Source organism: Rhodoferax sp. WC2427 (assembly GCF_040822085.1).
Classification (GTDB): domain Bacteria; phylum Pseudomonadota; class Gammaproteobacteria; order Burkholderiales; family Burkholderiaceae_C; genus Rhodoferax_B.
In genome coordinates this window covers 2,997,260-3,016,261 of sequence record NZ_CP162006.1, presented here as the reverse complement: position 1 = coordinate 3,016,261, position 19,002 = coordinate 2,997,260, and the positions used below count along the sequence as shown (strand labels likewise).

Sequence of the window (19,002 nt, the reverse complement as noted above, 5' to 3'; positions counted from 1 at the left end):
AATCGGGTCCAATCTATTTTTCAGTGCGTATTAATATGCTGTGCATATGAATGACATCGAACTAAGGCTGTGGAACCAGTTTGCCGTGCTCGCCGACGCGCTGCACTTTGGCCGCGCCGCCCAGCGCCTGCACATGACCCAGCCGCCGCTGACGCAGGCCATCGCCCTGCTGGAAAAGCGCCTGGCCGTGCGCCTGTTCGACCGTACCAAGCGCAGCGTGCAGCTCACCGCCACCGGGCGGGCGCTGCTGCCCGAAGTGCTGGACCTGCTGGCCCGCGCCCAGGCCTTGCCCGAACACGCCCGGGCGGCAGCGGCGGGCGAGCTGGGCCGCCTGCGGCTGGCCTTTGTGTCTACCGTGGGATTTGCGTTGCTGCCGCAGTGGGTGCGCGGCTTTCGGGCCCTGTACCCGCAGGTGCAGATGGAGCTGGTGGAGGCCACTGGCGACGTGCAGCTACAGGCCTTTGCCCGGGGTGAACTGGATGCAGGCTTCATGCTGCACGCCCCGGGTTTCGCCCCGGTCGGGCTGGAGCGCCACACCGTGCACCAGGAGCCGCTGGTGCTGGCCGTGCCCGAGCAGCACGCCCTGGGGGCACGGCCCCGGCTGACGCTGGCGGCCGTGCTGGACGCGCCGCTGGTGATCTTTCCGCGCCGCAGCGTGCCCTCGCTGTATGACGCGATCTTTGCCGCCTACCACGCCGCCGGGCACCTGCCCACGGTCGCGCAAGAGGCCATCCAGATGCAGACCATCGTCAACCTGGTGTCCGCCGGGCTGGGCTGCGCCTGGGTGCCGCACAGCGTGACGCAGTTCCAGCGGCCGGGGGTGGTGTACCGCAGTGTGGAGCCGGGCAAAAAGGGCAAAAGTGCAGTGGCGCTGCCGGGGTGCGAAACCAGCCTGGTCTGGTCTGCCGCCCACACCAGCCCGGCACTGGAGCGCTTCGTTGCCTTTGTGGCGCAATAGCTCTGTTTTTAATAGCTGCTTACGCTGATGGAATAAGCGCTGGAGGCATATTGGGCACGGAGCCTGGCGGCTACTGCGACGGTAGTTTGCCGAAGCCTGGCAGCCGCAGCTGCAGGTCGTTCACATCGATGCCGAAGCCCAGCCCCAGCAGGTTCAACTCCAGGCCTTCTTCCCGCGCCACCGTTATCCCCGCCAGGCCCAGCAGCGACAGCTGCCAGCCGGTGCCACTGGGGGCGTGGTCGACGAAGGTCTTGGGGCCCAGATAGTCCTTGCCGATGGCGGTAGGCGGCAGGTCCAGGTGCAGCGCCGGTACGCGGCGGGCGACCCAGGCGACGAAGGTATTGCTGTTGGGGCCGGGCCAGAGCCGGTATGCATGCCCCCAGGGATAGTCGGCTACTGCCGCCTCGATGGCATCGATCATCCCGTCTGCGTCCGCCCCGCGGTGGTCCGCCAGCAGCTGCGGATAGGCCCCGTACCAGCGGGCATCGGGGTGGCTGCTGCTGCCGGTGACCAGTGCCTCCTCGCCGTTTTGGGCGCGCCAACCCACCACCTGGTAGGTGGTGTAGTGGTCTGCGCCCGCGCGCTTGACCGCTATCCACGGGTGGGTGGCAAACGCGCCGCGCCAGCGCACGGTGCGCGCCCCAAACACCTGCACCACCGCGCGCCGCTCCACCGCCGGGTCGGGCGTCTGGTCGGTGCTGTCGCTGCGGGCCTGGCTCCACGGGGTGTCCATATCGAGCGTGCCCGAAGCCAGCACGCCCATGGGGCCGAGCAGCAGCACCAGCACCAGGCCCAGCAGGCGCAGCGGCCAGCGCAGCCAGCGGCGGGTGGTGGGGTGGAGGGGTGAGGTATTGCGTGGTGAACCGAAGGCCATGGCAGGAGTATGCCTTTGGGGGATTCCCTGGGTGCAAGGCGGGCTGGCTGGCGCGCCTTTGCCGGACTATAGTTTTGGCATCCGGCAGCCGTGCAAACCCATGCCGCAGCCGCTCGCACCCAGGAGAACCCCCATGTCCAAACTCCGCGTAGAAAGTTTCACCATCTCCCTCGACGGCTTCGGCGCAGGCCCGGACCAGGACCTGGACAACCCGCTGGGCGTGGGCGGCACTGCGCTGCATGGCTGGGCGATGTCCACGCGCACCTTCCAGAAGCACGTGTTCGGTGGCGAAGGCGGGGCTACGCAGGGGATTGACGAGGAATTTGCCGCGCGGGGCTTTCAGAACATCGGGGCCTGGATTCTGGGCCGCAACATGTTCGGGCCGGTGCGCGGGCCGTGGCCGGACGAGAGCTGGCGCGGGTGGTGGGGCGAGAACCCGGTCTACCACGTGCCGGTGTTCGTGCTGACCCACCACGCCCGCGCATCGCTGGCCATGGAAGGCGGCACCACCTTCCATTTCGTGACGGAAGGCATAGCGGTAGCGCTGGAGCGGGCCCGCGCAGCGGCCGGGGGCAAGGACGTGCGGGTGGGCGGCGGCGTCCACACCATCCAGCAGTACCTGCGCCAGCGCCTGGTCGACGAGATGCACTTTGCCATCTCCCCGGTGCTGCTCGGCTCCGGCGAGCGGCTCTTTGAAGGGGTGAACCTTCCCGCCCTGGGCTATGCCTGCACCCGGTGCGAGCGCTCGCCACTGGCCACGCACGTGGTGTTGACCCGGCAGTGACGGTGCGCCGCCCCAACGAAAACCAGGTTGCTATCTAAAATATAGCTGCTTACGCCCACCCCATAAGCGCAGATGCCGGTTTTCTCCATGTTCTGATCGCGGTGCGGGAAGGGCCCGTGCGTGACGGTGTGGGCACTGTGCTGTCTCTGGTGCCGCGCTAAAAAGGCCACCGTTCGCTGCGGGCACAATACCCGCCATGCTGATCCACCCCCAAATCAACCCCATTGCCCTGCAAGTCGGCCCCCTGGCCGTGCACTGGTACGGCCTGACCTATCTGGCCGCGTTTGCGCTGTTCATGTTTCTGGGCATGCGCCGCTTGCGGCATCCGCCGTTTGCCCGCTTGACCGGCAGCCAGGCCTGGGGGGCCAAGGATGTGGAAGACATTCTGTTTCTGGGGGTGATGGGCGTGGTGCTGGGCGGGCGCATCGGCTACTGCCTGTTCTACAAGCCCGGCTACTACCTCAGCCACCCGCTGGAGGTGTTTTACGTGTGGCAGGGCGGCATGTCGTTCCACGGCGGGCTGCTGGGCGTGATTGCGTCCATGGTGTGGTTTGCGCATTCGCGCAAAAAGCCGTTCTGGCAGGTGGCCGACTTTGTGGCGCCCTGCGTGCCCACCGGCCTGGCGGCAGGGCGGGTGGGTAACTTCATCAACGGTGAACTCTGGGGGCGGCTGAGCCCACCCGATCTGCCCTGGGGCATGGTATTCCGCGACGGCGGGCCGCTGCCGCGGCACCCCTCGCAGGTCTACCAGTTTCTGATGGAAGGGCTGTTGCTGTTTGTGCTGCTGTGGCTGTATGCCCGCAAGGAACGGGCCCAGGGCCAGGTGGCCGCCGTGTTCCTGTTTGGCTACGGCGTGTTCCGCTTCATTGCCGAGTTCTTCCGTGAGCCAGATGCCTTCCTGGGCCTGCTGTCGCTGGGTATGAGCATGGGCCAGTGGCTGTGCGTGCCCATGATCCTGGGCGGAGCGCTGGCATGGTGGTGGCTGGGGCAGCGTAAAAGTTCAGTATAAAAACTGGCCCCTACGCTTATTCCATCAGCGTAAGCAGCTATAAAATAGATAGTATTTCATCCGGGGAGACTGCCGCCATGTCCGAGCGCAACCACAACCTGTTCACGGCGCTGCGGGCCGGTTTTCCGTCCGATCTGGAGGCGGTGGCGGTAGAGACCGACGACGGCCTGCGCTACTCCTGGCGCGACCTGGACCGCAGCACCGCCATGCTGGCGAATCTGCTGGCCTCGCTGGGCCTGCCCGCCGGGGCCCGGATTGCGGTGCAGGTCGACAAATCGGTGGAGGCCATGCTGCTGTACCTGGCCACGCTGCGGGCGGGCTATGTGTTTTTGCCGCTCAACAGCGCCTACCAGGCCGATGAAATCCGCTACTTCATTGGCAACGCCGAGCCTGCCGTGGTGGTGTGCAGCGCGCCCAACTTTGGCTGGGTCAGCAAGATCGCCTTCACGGCGGGCACCGCGTATGTGTTCACCCTGAATGCCGACCGCACCGGCTCCCTGCTGGAGCGCGCCGCCCACCACAGCGACCAGCACACCGTGGCGCACAAAAACGCCGACGACCTGGCCGCCATTCTGTACACCAGCGGCACCACCGGGCGCAGCAAGGGCGCCATGCTGTCGCACGGCAATCTGCACAGCAATGCCGCCACGCTGAAAGACTACTGGGGCTGGCAGCCCAGCGATGTGCTCATCCACGCCTTGCCCATCTTCCATGTACACGGCCTGTTCGTGGCCATCCACGGTGCGCTGCTCAGCGGCAGCAAGATGCTGTGGTGTGCCCGGTTCGACCCGCGCAAAGTGCTGGAGTGGCTGCCCCGCGCCACCGTGTTCATGGGCGTGCCCACGCTGTACGTGCGGCTGCTGCAGGAGCCGGGGCTCACGCCGGAGGCGGCCCGCCACATGCGGCTGTTCATCGCCGGGTCGGCCCCGCTGCTGATCGACACCTTCAACGAATGGCAAACCCGTACGGGCCACACCATTCTGGAACGCTACGGCATGAGCGAAACCGCGATGCTGACCTCCAACCCCTACCGCCCGGAAGACGGTGCGCGCCGGGGTGGCACCGTGGGCTTTCCGCTGCCGGGCGTGCAGTTGCGCGTGGTGGATGATGCCAACCAGCCGCTGCCCACTGGCGAGATCGGCGGCATCCAGGTGCGCGGGCCCAACGTGTTCCAGGGCTACTGGCGCATGCCCGAGAAGACGGCCGAAGAGTTCACGCCCGATGGCTTCTTCAAAACCGGTGACGTCGGCCAGATCGACGCGCTGGGCTATGTGCACATCGTGGGCCGCAGCAAAGACCTGATCATCAGCGGCGGCTACAACGTCTACCCCGCCGAGATCGAGGCCGCTCTCAATGAACTGCCCGGCGTGGCCGAGAGCGCTGTGGTGGGCATGCCGCATGCCGACTTTGGCGAGGTGGGCGTGGCGTGGGTGGTGGCGCAGGCGGGGGCGGTGCTTGACCCGGCGCAGCTGCTGGCCACGCTGAAAGGCCGCATGGCGAACTTCAAGGTCCCCAAGCATTGCTACGTGCTGGCCGATTTGCCCCGCAATGCCATGGGCAAAGTGCAGAAAAATATCTTGCGCGCACAATGCACAAAATGTGACAAGTTGATTTAAGTTCGGGGTCCTTTGGACGATAACTGGATTACATGAAGTTACAGAAGTGGTTACTTCTGCCCGCGGAATTTTCGGTTTTGCAACTGTTTTTTCTCCAAAGTAAATGTACTTACTGTGAACTATTTCACGCTAGGTAACAAAATGTCACTCGCCGACGGCATAATCAAAAAATGCAATTACTAGCTGCTTACGTCTGAACATGGGAGAAACGTCCTCTCGGTGGATCGATGTTGCCCAATTGCGGCGGGGACTTTTCATCCAGTTGGACCTGGGCTGGATGGACCATCCATTCCCCAAAGGCAGCTTCAAGATCACCTCAAGCGACCAGATCAAGACGATCATGTCCTTGGGCGTGAGCCAGGTACGGTACTTTCCGGACCAAAGTGATCCCCCTGCCGACAGCGGCCCCGCGCCGTTGGCCGAGCCGGTAGCCCCGGTACACCGGCCCGCCGCGACCAGCCCGTCGCACCCTGTAAGCCCAACCCCTTCGGGCCTGACCGAGGCCGAGCTGCTGCGTTTGCAGCGCGTGCAGCGCCTGGCGGAGCAGCGGCGCAGTCTGGCGGTATGCGAACGCCGGTTTGGCGAGGCCACCCAGCAGTACCGGCGCGTAGTCGAGCAGGCCAGTAGCCGGGCGGCGCAGATGCGCGAGGAAAGCACGGCCATGGTGGCCAGCTGTGTCGACGACATCCTGGCCGAGGGCGAGTCGGCCATCCGCCTGCTGTCCGAGGCCATGGGCGAGCGCAGCGCAGTGCACCCGGTGAATGTGATGGTGGTGTCGCTGCTGCTAGGCAAGGCCCTGGGGTTGCCTGCCGCCGCACTGACCGACCTGGGTGTAGCGGCGCTGCTGCACGACCTGGGCAAGGTCCAGATGGCCGAGCGCATGCGCTACCAGGACCCCAGCTTTTCCGCCTCCGAGCAGTTGGTCTACCAGGAGCACGTGGAGCACAGCCTAGTGATGGGGCGGCGCATGGGGCTGTCGGACGACATCCTGCGCTCCATGGCCCAGCACCATGAACTGGCCGATGGCAGCGGCTTTCCCTCGGGCCTGATGGGCTCCAATTTGTCGGCCAGCGGCAAGATCCTGGCGCTGGTGAACCGCTACGACAACCTGTGCAATCCACCCCGGCTGGTGAACGCCATGACCCCGCACGAAGCCTTGTCGCTGATCTTTGCCCAGATGAAAGCCCGCTTTGACACCGCCACGCTGGGCGCGTTCATCCGCATGATGGGCGTGTACCCGCCGGGCTCGGTGGTGCAGCTGTTGAACGACGGCTATGCGATGGTGGTGTCGGTCAACTCGACCCGGCCCCTGAAGCCCTACGTGATCGTGTTCGATGCCAGCGTGCCGCGTGACGAGGCGTTGATGGTGGACCTGGAGCATGCCCCCGAGCTGGGCATCCGGCGCAGCCTCAAGCCCTCGCAATTGCCGCGGGCGGTGCAAGACTACCTGTCGCCGCGACAGCGGGTGTCGTACTTCTTTGAGCGGGTGGTCGCGTCTGACCGGCCAGGGTCTTAGGGTGCAAGGTGTGCTGGGGGCCTTGATCGACAGCCTGCCCGACGCAGTATGGATCGTTGCACCCGGCGAATGCCGCATTCTGATGGCCAATGCGGCGGCGGCCGCGTTGCTGGGGCGGTCATGCGAGGCGATGCAGGGCCAGTGGGTCACCGACTTCAGCCCGGCCCCGGAAGACCTGTATTTCTGGGCCGACGTGGCCGCTGGCCTGGCCCCCGAGGATGCGCACATCCATTCTGAAACCCTGGTGTCGCATGCGGATGGCCGCAGTCTGTTGGTCGAGCGCCGCGTCAGCCCCCTGGACCTGGGCGACGGCAACCGGGTCTACGTGGTGGCGCTGCGCGACCTGGGCCCGCTGCGCCGGATGGAAGACCGCCTGGAACTGGTGCTGGCCGAGATGCAGGCCACGCTGGAATCTACGGCGGATGGCATTCTGGTGTGCAGCCTGGACGGCGTGGTCACAGTGCGCAATCGCCAGTTTGCCTTGCTCTGGGACCTGCCCGAAGCACTGCTGGACCCGCATAACGATGCCGCGCTATACGCCCACATGGCCCGGGTGGTGGTCAATATTGCAGCCTACCAACGGCGCATGGAATTCATCGTCAACACGCCCCTGTACCAGGGCACCGACACACTGCTGCTGCGCAGTGGGCGGATTCTGGAGCGCGTCACCCGACCCCAGATCAGCCTGGGGCGCTCGATTGGCCGGGTGTATTCGTTTCGCGACATCACCGAGCGCCTGGAATCCGAGGCGCAGCTGCAACTGGCGGGCAAGGTGTTCGAGTCCAGTCTGGACGCGATTTTCATTGCCGATGCGCAGCACCAGATTGTGGCCATCAACCCCGGTTGCGAGCGCTTGAGCCGCACCAGCGAGGCGCAATGCCTGGGGCAACTGGCCCCCGGCCTGTTCCGGGACAGCACTGGTGGCGAGCTGTTTGGCCGCGTCCAGCGCGGCTGGCACCGCGAAGGCCATTGGGATGGCGAGGCATTGCACCAGCGTGGGGACGGCAGCACCTGCGTGGTGCAGTTGTCGTGGGTGGCCCTGCGCGATGCCCAGGGGCTGGTGACGCAAAGCATTGGCTTCTTCAAGGACCTGACCGAGAAGAAAGCCAGTTCCGAACGCATCGAGCAGCTGGCCTATTCCGATGTGCTGACGGGCTTGCCCAACCGCCTGTTGCTGTCGCAGCGGGTGGACTTTGCGCTGCGCCTGGCCGAGCGGGACGGGGGCGAGTTTGCCATTCTGTTCCTGGACCTGGACCGGTTCAAAAACATCAACGATTCCCTGGGCCATCTGTTTGGCGACCGCGTACTGGTCGAAGTGGGCCAGCGCATGCTCAATTGCCTGCGCCATGTCGATACGCTGTGCCGCCTGGGGGGTGACGAATTTGTGATGTACCTGCACCACGCCGATGCCGAAGGGGCCAAGCTGGTGGCGCAGCGCGTTCTGGAGAGCCTGGCCCAGCCGTTCCACATGGATGGGATGGATTTTTCGGTGGGCTGCAGTATCGGCGTGGCCATGTACCCGGTGGATGGGCACACACTGGACGACATGATCAAGTCGGCCGACACGGCCATGAACCGCGTCAAGGAACGGGGCCGGGGCACTTTCCGCTTCTACCAGCCGCAGATGAATGTGGCCTTGCTGTCGCGCATGAAGATGGAGCACAGCCTGCGCCAGGCCATGGACGCCGGGCATTTTCGGCTGCACTACCAGCCCCAGGTCAGCCTGGCCACCGGCGCGGTGCTGGGGGTGGAGGCGCTGATCCGCTGGCAAGACCCGGAGCGGGGCTGGGTGTCGCCCGGGCAGTTCATCCCGGTGGCCGAAGAATCGGGGTTTATCGTCACCATCGGCACCTGGGTGCTGAACGAGGCGGTGCGGCAGGCGGCAGTGTGGCAACGCCAAGGCCTGGCCCGCGCCGTGTCGGTCAACGTGTCGGCCCTGCAGTTCCAGCAAAGCGATTTTGTCGACCGCGTGGCCCAGGCCCTGGCCGACTCCGGCCTGAACCCCGCACTGCTCGACCTGGAGCTGACCGAATCCATCCTGGTGCAGGACGCCGACGAGGCGCTGGCCCGGCTGCGGGCGCTGGCCGGGCTGGGGGTGTTCTTGTCGATCGACGACTTTGGCACCGGCTATTCCAGCCTGGCGTATTTGAAGAAGTTTCCCATCCACAAGCTGAAGATCGACCGCTCCTTCATCAGCGGTCTGCCGGATGACGAGAGCGACCAGGCCATCGTCAGCGCCATCGTCCAGATGGGCCGCGCGCTCAAGCTCACGGTGATTGCCGAAGGGGTGGAAACCCTGGCCCAGCGCGACCTGTTGCAGAGTCTGCTGTGCGACCAGTACCAGGGGTTTTTGTGTGCGCCCGGCGTGCCCAGCGACGACCTGGAGCGGGTGATCAACGCAGCCCGGGACCGGCTGGCCGGGGTGTGCGAAGAAGTCGTGGAGAGTGGGGAATAAGGTGTCTGCGGAAGCCACCGGACCGGCATCCTGAACCGGGGTTCAGGTGGGCTAGGTCACCCTGGAGTTGGGTTCATCTAACGCGAGATGATCACGCTCCCCAGGGGATATTCCAGGCCCGGGCTCATGGAGCATTGGTTCAAGGAAATATAAAGCCCGGCATGCACCGCAGACGCTGTGATTCTAGGCCAATAACCCACCCCGCAGACCCCGGGGGGCAAGTTCTACAGAAGTTTTCCGTCGTCGCCCAATGCCAGGTCGAGCTGCTCGATCAGCGTGGACAGCACCGGATCGTCGTTGCTGGCGGCCTCGGTCGGCGCGGGGGCAGGGCGCGTGGGGGCCCGGCCCCGGTCGGTCAGGTCGAAGGCCAGGTTCAGGGCGGCCAGCACGGCGATGCGGTCGCGGGCCTTGATCTTGCCGCCGTCGCGGATGGCGCACATGGCGGTGTCGACCATCTTCACGGCCTCCAGCAGGCGCGCTTCGCCCCCTTCCGGGCAGCCCAGCAAATAGCTTTGGCCGAGGATTTGCACGTCGAGCTGCTTCATTCTGCGTCCTTGCGGGGGGCGGGGCGGATGGCCGGTGGGTTGCCGATCTGGGGCAGGCGCTCCAGCAGCGCGTCGATACGGGCGCGGGCAGCACCCAGGCGGGATTTCAGCGAGTCGCGCTCGTGGGTCAGCGTGGCGACCTGTTCGGCCAGCAACACGTTGGCGCGCTGCAACTCGCGGTAACGTACCAGCAGGCGCTCGGTACGTTCAGCAACTTGTTCAATTTGGGTGGGGGTGGCCATAAGCTTTCACATTCTAGTGGTTGCCATTCCCCGCTTAAAATGCCGCTGTTGGTGCTCGCGGCGCAGTTCATGTGCCGCAGTTCAACGGGAAGCAGGAAGCGGTGCCCACCACCGCGAAGCCTGCGCTGCCCCCGCAACGGTAAAGCGGATGAATCACCCGATTCCACTCGTACCACACAGTCACTGGGCTTGAGTCTGCCTGGGAAGACGGTACGAGCCTTCCGCCAGCCCGGATACCGGCCAACAAGGTGGTGGTGCGTCTGCTTTTGGTGCGGCGCGCCGTCTTGATGCTGATGCCCTGGCGGGGACGCCGGGGTGAGCCTATTGCTGATCGACTTCTTTCCATGAAAACTGTGTTCTCCTCCGCGCGCCTGGCCGTGCTGCCCCTGGCCCTGGCCGCTGCATTTCCGTCTTTGGCACAGACGCAACTCAAGGAGGTGGTGGTCACCGCCACCCGCGTGGCCACCCGCGCCGATGCCCTGTCCAGCGAAGTCCTCGTCATCGACCGGGAAGACATTGAACGCTCTGCCGGGCGCACCCTGACCGAGGTGCTGGCGCGGTTGGCGTCGGTGCAGCTGAGCTCCAACGGCGGGCGTGGCAACAACAGCAACATCTTCATCCGTGGCACCGAGGCGCGCCACACCCTGCTGCTGATCGACGGCGTGCGCTACGGCTCGGCCACGGCGGGCACCCCGGTGTGGGACAACCTGCCGCTGGACCAGATCGAGCGCATCGAAGTGCTCAAGGGCCCCGCGTCGGCCCTGTACGGTGCCGATGCCGTGGGCGGCGTGGTGCAGATTTTTACCGTGCGCGGCGCCCCCGGCCTGCACCCCACGGCCGAGGTGACGCTGGGCAGCCATGGCTACCGGGCGGTGTCGGCCGGTGTGCAGGCGGGCACCGATACGGTGCGCTATTCCCTGGGCGGCTCGGTCACGCGCGACCGCGGCTTTTCGGCCACCAACCCGTCGGTGCCGTTTGGCAGCTACAACCCCGACCGCGACGGCTTTGACCAAAAGGCCCTGAACGGCTCGGTGGACTGGACCCTGGCGCCCGACTGGACGCTGAATGCCGGTGTGCTGTATTCCGAAGGCACGCAGCACTTCGACGACGGCCTGGGTGCCGACACCGCCAGCGCCCTGCGCAGCAGCGTGCTGCGCGCCGGGCTCAGCGGCAAGATCAGCCCCACCTGGACCACGCGCTTCAACTTCGCCCAGGGCGTGGACCGCAGCGAAGCCCTGGTGTCGGCCAGCAGCTTCAACCTGCCCGGCCTGTTTGAAACCACGCAAAACAAGTGGACCTGGCAAAACGACATCCAGACCGGCGTAGGCACCGTGGTGGCCGGGCTGGAAACCCTGGAGCAAAAGGTGAACAGTTCGCAGGCCTATTCGGTCAACTCCCGCCGCATCAACGCGGCGTTTGCCGGGCTGACCGGCAAGGCCGGGGCCCACGGCTGGCAGCTCAATGCGCGGCGCGACGACAACTCGCAGTTTGGCGCGCACAGCACCGGCTACGCGGGCTACAGCTACCAGATCAACCCCGCATGGCGCGCCCACGCGGGCTACGGCACCTCGTTTGTGGCCCCCAATTTCAACGACCTGTACTGGAAATCCAGCTACTACAACGGCAACCCGCTGCTGCAACCCGAGCAGGGCAAAAATGCCGAGCTCGGCCTGGACTGGACCCAGGGTGACCACCACGTGAAGCTGGTGCGGTTTGATAACCGCATCCGCGGCTTCATCAGCGGCGGCACCAGCACGGTCAACGTGCCCCGTGTGCGCATCGACGGCTGGACGCTGGGCTACGACGGCCACTTCGACGCGCTCAACCTGTGGGCCACCGCCGAGGCGCTGGACCCGCGCAACACCGCCAACCAGCTGCAACTGCGCCGCCGTGCCAAGTCGCAGCTGAGCCTGGGCGGCGACTACACCCTGGGTGCCTGGCGCCTGGGCGGTTCGGCACTCTACGTGGGCCAGCGCTTCGAGGATGCGGCCAACACCACCCGGCTGGGGGCTTACGCCACCGCCGACGTGAGCCTGGCCTACACCGTGGACAAGGACTGGACGGTGCAAACCAAGCTCAACAACCTGACCAACCGCCAGTACGCCACGGCCCTGGGCTACAACCAGCCGGGTCGCGAGCTGTTTGTGAGCTTGCGGTACCAACCGAAATGACGCAGCCGACATGACGCATCCGCTCCGCCCGGCCCGCAGCGAGTTCATCCTCGGCGGCCAAAAAAGCGGCAAGTCCCGCCGCGCCGAGCAGTTGGCTGCGGCGTGGCTGGCGGGGGCGGGTGCGCGCGCCGTGTTTATCGCCACCGCCCAGCCCTGGGATGCGGAGATGGCCGAGCGCATCGCCCGCCACCAGCGCGACCGGGCCGAGCGCCTGCCGGGCATGCTGACGGTGGAGGAGCCGCTGCTGCTGGCCGAGGCGATGGCCCGGCACAGCCGCCCCGACACGCTGGTGGTGGTGGACTGTTTGACCCTGTGGCTGACCAACCTGCTCATGCCCGCAGAATTTAAAGAAAATCAGCCTCCAGCGCTTATTCCATCGGCGAGAGTAGCTACATTTTTGGAAGCAATCAGCGCGGCCCCCGGCCCGCTGGTGCTGGTGGGCAACGAGATCGGCCTGGGCGTGATCCCCATGGGCCGCGAGGTGCGGGCCTTTGTGGACGCCCTGGGCACATTGAACCAGCAGGTGGCGCAGCGCTGCCAGCGCGTCACGCTGATGGTCGCCGGTTTGCCGCTGACCTTGAAAGACCTGGCATGAAGTTTTGGGCATTGCTGCTTTGGGTTGCTTCGTCGGCGCACGCCCTGCAGGTCACCGATGACCGGGGCAGCACCGTGCAGTTTGCCCAGAGCCCGCAGCGCATCGTCAGCCTGCTGCCGTCGCTGACCGAAAGCGTGTGCGCCCTGGAGCAGTGCGCGCGGCTGGTGGGGGTAGACCGCTACTCCAACTTCCCCGCCAGCGTGCGCGCCTTGCCGCAACTGGGCGGCGGGATGGACCCGAACCTCGAGGCCATCGTGGCCCTGCGCCCCGACGTGGTGCTGCTGGCCACCGCCTCGCGCGCCAGCGCCCGGCTGGAGGCCCTGGGCCTGAAAGTGGTGGCGCTGGAGCCCAAAACCTATGCCGATGTGCAGCGCGTGCTGGGCACTCTGGGCCAGCTGCTGGCGGTGCCGGATGCCGGGCGCATCTGGCGCGGCATCGACGCCAGCGTGGCCGCCGCCGCCCAGTCGTTGCCCGCGCGGGTCAAAACCACCCGGGTCTATTTCGAAGTGAACGCCGCGCCGTACGCCGCCGGCACCAGCTCGTTCATCGGCGAGACGCTGGCGCGCCTGGGTGTGCAGAACGTGGTGCCCGCCGCGCTGGGGCCATTTCCCAAGCTGAATCCCGAATTTGTGGTACGCGCCAACCCCGACCTGATCATGGTCGGCGACCGGGGCAGCACCGGCATGGCGCAGCGCCCGGGCTGGAGCGGCATCCGTGCCATCCGCGAGCAGCGGGTGTGCAGCTTCCCGCCCGAACTGGGCGACGTGCTGGTGCGCCCCGGCCCGCGCATGGCCGAGGCCGCGCAGGCCATGGCCGCCTGCCTGCGGGAGAAGGCCCCGTGAAAAACCCAAAGGCCCTCACCCTCATCCTCCTGGCCCTGGCCCTGGTTTTATTGCTGCTGGGCACCAGCATCGGCAGCACCGGCTTTGACAGCGTGCTGGCCGCGCGCCACGACCCCATCGCCCTGCAAATCGTCTGGGACATCCGCCTGCCGCGCACTCTGGGCGCCTGGGTGGCCGGGGCCCTGCTGGGGCTGGCGGGCGCGGTGGCGCAGGGCCTGTTTCGCAATCCGCTGGCCGACCCGTACCTGCTGGGCAGCGCCTCGGGGGCTTCGCTGGCCATGGCTTTGGCGCTGGCCGTGCTGGGCGTGTCGCCGTTTGCCACCGCCTGGCTGGTGCGTGTGGGGTTGACGGGTGCGGCCTTTGCCGGGGCGGTGGGCGGCGTGCTGCTGACGCTGGCGCTGGCCCGGGGCGTGCAGCACACCCTGCGCCTGCTGCTGGCGGGCGTGATCGTGGGCGTAGTGCTGGGCGCGGGCAAGGACCTGGTCACGCTGGCCATCCCCGACATCCTCAGCGCCATGCAGGGCTTCAACCTGGGCAGCACCGGCTTTGTGGGCTGGACTGCCTGCCTGTTGATGCTGGCGGTATGGGCGGTGTGCACCGCCGTGGCCTGGCTACTCGGCCCGGTGCTCGACGGCCTCACCCTGGGCGAGGCCACGGCCGCCAGCCTGGGCCTGCCGTTGCCGCGCATGCGCGCCGCGCTGATTGTGGTGCTGGCGCTGGCCACCGGCACCGCCGTGGCCCAGACCGGCATGATTGCCTTTGTAGGCCTGGCCGCGCCGCACCTGGCGCGCTCGCTGGCGCGCACCACGCACAGCCGCCTGATGCTGCTGGCCAGCCTGACCGGCGGCGTGCTGCTGCTGGCCGCCGACATCCTGGCGCGCTGGCTCACCGCCCCGCAGGAGCTGCCGGTGGGCGTGCTCACCGCGGTGCTGGGCGGCAGCTACCTGCTGTGGCGCATGCACAAACGCAGCGGCGGTGTACTATGAAAAACATAGCTGTTAACGCCCATTCCATCAGCGCCAGCCTCTCAAAAGTACCTGTATTGCACAGCATCAGCCTGGAGGTGCGTGCAAACCGCTGGACCAGCATCGTCGGCCCCAACGGCGCGGGCAAGTCCACCCTGCTCAAGGTGCTGGCGGGCCTGCTGCCGCACACCGGCAGCGTCACGCTGCTGGGCCAGAACCTTGCCACCATGCCCGCCCGCCAGCGCGCCCAGACCCTGGCCTGGCTGGGGCAGGGCAGTACCGACGGTGGCAGTGCCGACGACCTGAGCGTGTGGGACGTGGCGCTGCTGGGCCGCATCCCGCACCGCCCCTGGCTGGCCGCGCCCAGCGCCGCCGACCTGGCCGCGGTGGAGCAGGCCCTGCGCGCCACCCAGGCCTGGGACTGGCGCGCCCGGTCCTTGGGCCAGCTCTCGGGCGGCGAACGCCAGCGCGTGCTGCTGGCCCGGGCCCTGGCGGTGCAGGCCCCGGTGCTGCTGATGGACGAACCCCTGGCCAATCTGGACCCGCCGCACCAGACCGACTGGCTGCTGCTGGTGCGCGACCTGGTGGCGCGCGGGCACACCGTGGTCAGCGTGCTGCACGAGGTGTCGATGGCGCTGCAGGCCGACGACCTGCTGGTGCTGGCCCAGGGCCGCGTGCGCCACGCCGGGGCCTGCACCGATGCCGCCACCCACCGCGCGGTGGAGCAGGTGTTTGACGACCGAATCACCATCCAGCGCTTGTCCGACCAGTACATTGCGCTACCAAAACTAGAGTAAACCATGCAGATCGAAGCCCCCCCCACCGACAAGCCCTACGACAAGCCCGAGGGCGAGCGCCGCGGCCTGGTCATCGTCAACACCGGCGACGGCAAGGGTAAAAGCACGGCGGCCTTCGGCCTGGCCCTGCGCGCCCATGGCCGCGGCAAAGCCGTCAAGATCTACCAGTTCATGAAAGTGCCCAGCGCCCGCTTTGGCGAGCACCGCATGTTTGAGCAGCTGGGCATCCCCATCGAGGGCCTGGGCGACGGCTTCAGCTGGAAAAGCCAGGACCTGGAGCACTCCGCCCAGCTCGCCCGCGACGGCTGGCAAAAGGCCAAGGCCGCCATCCTCGGCGGCGAGTTCTTCATGGTCACGCTGGACGAGGTTACCTACCCGCTGATTTACGGCTGGCTGCCGCTGGACGACGTGCTGCATACCCTGCGCACGCGCCCCGCCCACGTCCACGTGGTCCTCACCGGCCGCCGTTGCCCCCCCGAGATCATCGACCTGGCCGACACCGTGACCGAGATGGCCATGGTCAAGCACGCATTCAAGGCGGGGGTGCCCGCGCAGCGGGGGATTGAGGATTGATGCCCCACCAATCCCTTGGAAAATAGTCCCACCATGCACATCCGCCCCTACCAAGAAACCGACGAAGCTGCCGTGGTCGCCCTGTGGCAGGCTTGCGGCCTGACCCGCCCGTGGAACGACCCGCACAAGGACATCGCCCGCAAGCTGCAGGTGCAGCGTGAGCTGTTCCTGGTGGGCGAGCGGGAGGGCCAGGTGCTGGCTACGGCCATGGCCGGGTACGACGGGCACCGCGGCTGGGTCAACTACCTGGCGGTAGAGCCCAGCCAGCGCGGCCAGGGCCTGGGTGCGGCCCTGATGCGGCACATTGAGCAGCAACTGCTGGCGCTGGGCTGCCCCAAGCTGAACCTGCAGGTGCGCAGCAGCAACACCGCCGTGCTGGATTTCTACCGCCACCTGGGCTACGCGCAAGACGAGGCGGTGAGCCTGGGCAAGCGCCTGATCCCCGATGGCCCGTGAGCCGTGTTTGACCCTTTAGGAACCCCATGTCCCCCATTTCCTCCCCCGCACAGATCGCTGCATCGCTCACCGAACACTGGTCGCCCCGCGTGATCGCCGAGCTGGACGACTCCTACATCAAGGTGGCCAAGGTGCTGGGCTCCCTGGCCTGGCACAGCCATGCGCATGAGGACGAGATGTTTCTGGTGCTCAAAGGCCATTTGCGCATCGAGATGGAAACCGGCGTGGCCGAGCTGTCCGAGGGGGAAATGTTCGTCGTGCCCAAAGGCGTGCGCCACAACCCGGTGGCCGAGGAGGAATGCCACATCCTGCTGATCGAGCGCAAGTCCACCCTGCACACCGGCGACGTGGCCACCGACAAGACCCGCTCGCTGGCCGACCAGCTGCGGCCGGTGTAAGCGGCGCGTGCTGTGGGCAGCCGCATTGGTGCTGGCCTTGCTGGTCGACTGGCGGCTGGGCGAGCCGCCGGTGCGCTGGCACCCGGTGGTATGGATCGGTAACTACCTGGGCTGGGCCGGGCGGCGGGTGGCACCTGTCTCGCCCACCACCGGGCCAGATTACAAGTCTTTTGGCCTTGCAGCGCTGATGTGGTGGGCGGGAGCAGCTACGGTTTATGTAGCAGCATGGTTTTTGCAGAAAACCCTCTTGCAGCTCCCCCAGGCCCTGGGCGCGTGGCCCGGTGGGTTGCTGGCGGCGCTGCTGCTGGGCCTGCTGCTCAAACCCCTGCTGGCCTGGGCCATGTTGCGCAGTGAAGTGCTGGCAGTGGAGGCCGCCTTGGGCGAATCGCTGATGGCCGGCCGCCAGCGCCTGGCCTGGCTGGTCAGCCGCGACGTGGCTGCGCTCACCGAGGGCCAGGTGCGCGAGAGCGCCATCGAGTCGCTGGCCGAGAACCTGAACGACTCGGTCGTCGCACCCATTTTCTGGTTTGTGCTGCTGGGCCTGCCCGGCGCGGCGCTGTACCGCTTTGCCAATACCGCCGACGCGATGTGGGGCTACCGGGGCATGCGCAATGGCCGAGAGTGGGAATGGGCAGGCAAGTGGGCTGCCTGGGCCGACGATGTGCTGAGCTGGCTGCCCGCGCGCATTACCGCCGTGCTGCTGATGGCCGTGGCCAGCTGCAACGCATGGCGAACCTTGCCGGAGCAGGCGCGCCGCACTCCCACGCTGCGCCAGCAGGCGCAGCTCACTCCATCCCCCAACAGTGGCTGGCCTATGGCGGCGATGGCCCTGTGTCTGGGCGTGCGCCTGGGAAAACCGGGCGTGTACACCTTGAACGCCACGGGCCGCGTGCCCCTGGTCGCCGACACGCAGCGGGCCGTAGTTTTAGCAAGAAATACAGTGCTAGCGCTTATTCCAATGGCGTGGGCAGCTCTTTATTTAATAGCAATATGAACGATTGCCTCCACGGCGGCCCGGACGCGCTGGGCGTGCCGCTGTTTGACTTTTCCACCAATAGCAACGCCTGCGGCCCGTGCCTCCACGCCCTGGCCGCCGTGCAACAAGCCGATGCCACCCGCTACCCCGACCCGCAGTACACGGCGCTGCGGGCGCAATTGGCCGACTTCCATGGCGTGGATGCCGCCCGGGTGCTGCTGGCGGCCAGCGCCAGTGAGTTCATCCACCGCATCAGCGCGCTGCACCGCGGGCAGGGCGTATGCCTGCCACAGCACCACTATGGCGACTACGCACAGGCGGCGCAGGCCTGGGGTTTGGTGCCTGCCGATGCGGTCCAAGCCCAATTGCTGTGGGCCTGCGAGCCGTCCAGCCCGCTGGGGCAGGCGCATCCCGGTCTGGCGGCTCTGGTAGACGGCCTGCAGCCCACCCAGACCCTGGTGCTCGACTGCGCCTACGCCCCCCTGCGCCTGGAAGGCACGCCCAGCCTGAACGCCGCGCAGATGGACCGGGTGTGGCACATGTGGACCCCCAACAAAGCCCTGGGCCTCACAGGCATCCGCGCCGCCTACGTGATTGCGCCACTGGGTGTGGACTCCGCGCCGCTACAGGCCCTGTGCCCGTCCTGGCCGGTGGGCGCGCACGGCGTGGCGATGCTGCAGGCCTGGTGCCAGCCTGCCACCCAGGCGTGGTTGGCGCAGAGCCTGGAGACTTTGCGGGCGTGGAAGGCGCGGCAGCTCATCCTGTGCCGCACGCTGGGGTGGGAGTGTGTGCCCAGCGAAGCGAACTTCTTCTGCGCCCGGCCGCCGGGGGAGGATGTGCCGTTGCGGCTGCAGCGGCTGCGGGCGCGGGGGGTGAAGTTGCGGGATGCGGCGTCGTTTGGGTTGGGGGGGTATGTAAGGTTGGGGGTGCTGGCGCCGGGGGGGCAGGATGCGTTGGGGCGGGGGAACGTTTGAGTTAGCCATCGCTGCCACCTAGCCCGCTACCTTGGAGAGAACAAGATCGTCGCCAACTGGAGTGGCGGCGTATTCGTGATCTGCCGGTAGGAAGCCAAATGGCACTGGGTTGAGCGCATTCGGGTTGTGAATGATCGCTGATGGCTCGCTATGCCCGATGGCAGAACCGCCATTGAGGTTGAGCGCCAAAATGGCGCTGACAACGCTCTTCTTTTAGTAGCTTCTCACGCTCTGGGAATAAGCGTTAGAGGCACTT

General features: G+C 66.8%; 19 protein-coding genes and 1 riboswitch. Of the genes, 16 read left to right on the top strand and 3 right to left on the bottom strand.

All coding sequences use genetic code 11. The features are described 5' to 3' along the window. Positions 1–46 precede the first annotated feature (46 nt). On the top strand, positions 47–958 hold the full coding sequence (locus AB3G31_RS14270) for a LysR substrate-binding domain-containing protein (protein ID WP_367846745.1): 912 nt from the start codon (positions 47–49) through the stop codon (positions 956–958). A gap of 70 nt (positions 959–1,028) precedes the next feature. On the opposite strand, the gene AB3G31_RS14265 is transcribed toward AB3G31_RS14270, so the two are convergent. After that, positions 1,029–1,832: a DUF3750 domain-containing protein gene (locus tag AB3G31_RS14265; RefSeq protein WP_367846744.1), complete on the bottom strand. Its 804-nt coding sequence runs from the start codon at positions 1,830–1,832 to the stop codon at positions 1,029–1,031. A 133-nt stretch (positions 1,833–1,965) separates the two neighbouring features. On the opposite strand from AB3G31_RS14265, the gene AB3G31_RS14260 reads away from it, so the two are divergent. From AB3G31_RS14260 to AB3G31_RS14240, 5 genes are all read left to right on the top strand, one after another. Further along, on the top strand, positions 1,966–2,616 hold the full coding sequence (locus AB3G31_RS14260) for a dihydrofolate reductase family protein (protein ID WP_367846743.1): 651 nt from the start codon (positions 1,966–1,968) through the stop codon (positions 2,614–2,616). A gap of 196 nt (positions 2,617–2,812) precedes the next feature. After that, positions 2,813–3,625: a prolipoprotein diacylglyceryl transferase gene (lgt, locus tag AB3G31_RS14255; RefSeq protein ID WP_367846742.1), complete on the top strand. Its 813-nt coding sequence runs from the start codon at positions 2,813–2,815 to the stop codon at positions 3,623–3,625. Between the two features lie 77 nt (positions 3,626–3,702). Then, positions 3,703–5,241, top strand: a complete 1,539-nt coding sequence (locus AB3G31_RS14250) for a malonyl-CoA synthase (RefSeq protein WP_367846741.1) — start codon at positions 3,703–3,705, stop codon at positions 5,239–5,241. Positions 5,242–5,518: 277 nt separating this feature from the next. Beyond that, complete coding sequence (locus AB3G31_RS14245; protein ID WP_367846740.1) at positions 5,519–6,757, top strand: HD-GYP domain-containing protein; 1,239 nt, start codon at positions 5,519–5,521, stop codon at positions 6,755–6,757. Between the two features lies 1 nt (position 6,758). Beyond that, positions 6,759–9,212: an EAL domain-containing protein gene (locus AB3G31_RS14240; protein ID WP_367846739.1), complete on the top strand. Its 2,454-nt coding sequence runs from the start codon at positions 6,759–6,761 to the stop codon at positions 9,210–9,212. Positions 9,213–9,436: 224 nt separating this feature from the next. Here the strand turns inward: AB3G31_RS14240 and AB3G31_RS14235 are convergent, their stop codons facing one another. Both AB3G31_RS14235 and AB3G31_RS14230 read right to left on the bottom strand, forming a co-directional pair. Next, positions 9,437–9,757 (bottom strand): cell division protein ZapA, encoded by a 321-nt coding sequence (locus tag AB3G31_RS14235; protein WP_367846738.1) that lies wholly within the window; start codon positions 9,755–9,757, stop codon positions 9,437–9,439. Further along, a complete protein-coding gene (locus tag AB3G31_RS14230; RefSeq protein WP_367846737.1) occupies positions 9,754–9,999 on the bottom strand; it encodes a DUF904 domain-containing protein in 246 nt (81 codons plus the stop codon). The genes AB3G31_RS14235 and AB3G31_RS14230 overlap by 4 nt, the downstream gene beginning before the upstream one ends. Before the next feature lie 32 nt (positions 10,000–10,031). Continuing rightward, positions 10,032–10,259: riboswitch (cobalamin riboswitch) on the top strand. 84 nt (positions 10,260–10,343) lie between these two features. Between AB3G31_RS14230 and AB3G31_RS14225 the strand changes: the two genes are divergently transcribed. Genes AB3G31_RS14225 through AB3G31_RS14180 form a run of 10 tightly spaced genes read left to right on the top strand, consistent with a single transcriptional unit; the run spans position 10,344 to position 18,746 of the window. Continuing rightward, positions 10,344–12,170: a TonB-dependent receptor gene (locus AB3G31_RS14225; protein ID WP_367846736.1), complete on the top strand. Its 1,827-nt coding sequence runs from the start codon at positions 10,344–10,346 to the stop codon at positions 12,168–12,170. A 10-nt stretch (positions 12,171–12,180) separates the two neighbouring features. Then, complete coding sequence (locus AB3G31_RS14220) at positions 12,181–12,765, top strand: bifunctional adenosylcobinamide kinase/adenosylcobinamide-phosphate guanylyltransferase (RefSeq protein ID WP_367846735.1); 585 nt, start codon at positions 12,181–12,183, stop codon at positions 12,763–12,765. Further along, positions 12,762–13,607, top strand: a complete 846-nt coding sequence (locus AB3G31_RS14215) for an ABC transporter substrate-binding protein (protein WP_367846734.1) — start codon at positions 12,762–12,764, stop codon at positions 13,605–13,607. The genes AB3G31_RS14220 and AB3G31_RS14215 overlap by 4 nt, the downstream gene beginning before the upstream one ends. Continuing rightward, positions 13,604–14,593, top strand: coding sequence for a FecCD family ABC transporter permease (locus AB3G31_RS14210; protein ID WP_367846733.1), 990 nt, complete (start codon positions 13,604–13,606; stop codon positions 14,591–14,593). Before AB3G31_RS14215 ends, AB3G31_RS14210 begins: the two co-directional genes overlap by 4 nt. After that, positions 14,590–15,369, top strand: coding sequence for an ABC transporter ATP-binding protein (locus AB3G31_RS14205; protein WP_367846732.1), 780 nt, complete (start codon positions 14,590–14,592; stop codon positions 15,367–15,369). Before AB3G31_RS14210 ends, AB3G31_RS14205 begins: the two co-directional genes overlap by 4 nt. Before the next feature lie 3 nt (positions 15,370–15,372). Then, positions 15,373–15,942, top strand: a complete 570-nt coding sequence (gene cobO / locus AB3G31_RS14200; RefSeq protein WP_367846731.1) for a cob(I)yrinic acid a,c-diamide adenosyltransferase — start codon at positions 15,373–15,375, stop codon at positions 15,940–15,942. Positions 15,943–15,975: 33 nt separating this feature from the next. Beyond that, positions 15,976–16,398, top strand: coding sequence for a GNAT family acetyltransferase (locus AB3G31_RS14195; RefSeq protein ID WP_367846730.1), 423 nt, complete (start codon positions 15,976–15,978; stop codon positions 16,396–16,398). A 26-nt stretch (positions 16,399–16,424) separates the two neighbouring features. After that, positions 16,425–16,796, top strand: a complete 372-nt coding sequence (locus AB3G31_RS14190; protein ID WP_367846729.1) for a cupin domain-containing protein — start codon at positions 16,425–16,427, stop codon at positions 16,794–16,796. Between the two features lie 7 nt (positions 16,797–16,803). Further along, positions 16,804–17,790: an adenosylcobinamide-phosphate synthase CbiB gene (gene cbiB / locus AB3G31_RS14185; RefSeq protein WP_367846728.1), complete on the top strand. Its 987-nt coding sequence runs from the start codon at positions 16,804–16,806 to the stop codon at positions 17,788–17,790. After that, on the top strand, positions 17,787–18,746 hold the full coding sequence (locus AB3G31_RS14180; protein WP_367846727.1) for an aminotransferase class I/II-fold pyridoxal phosphate-dependent enzyme: 960 nt from the start codon (positions 17,787–17,789) through the stop codon (positions 18,744–18,746). Before cbiB ends, AB3G31_RS14180 begins: the two co-directional genes overlap by 4 nt. Positions 18,747–19,002: the final 256 nt, after the last annotated feature.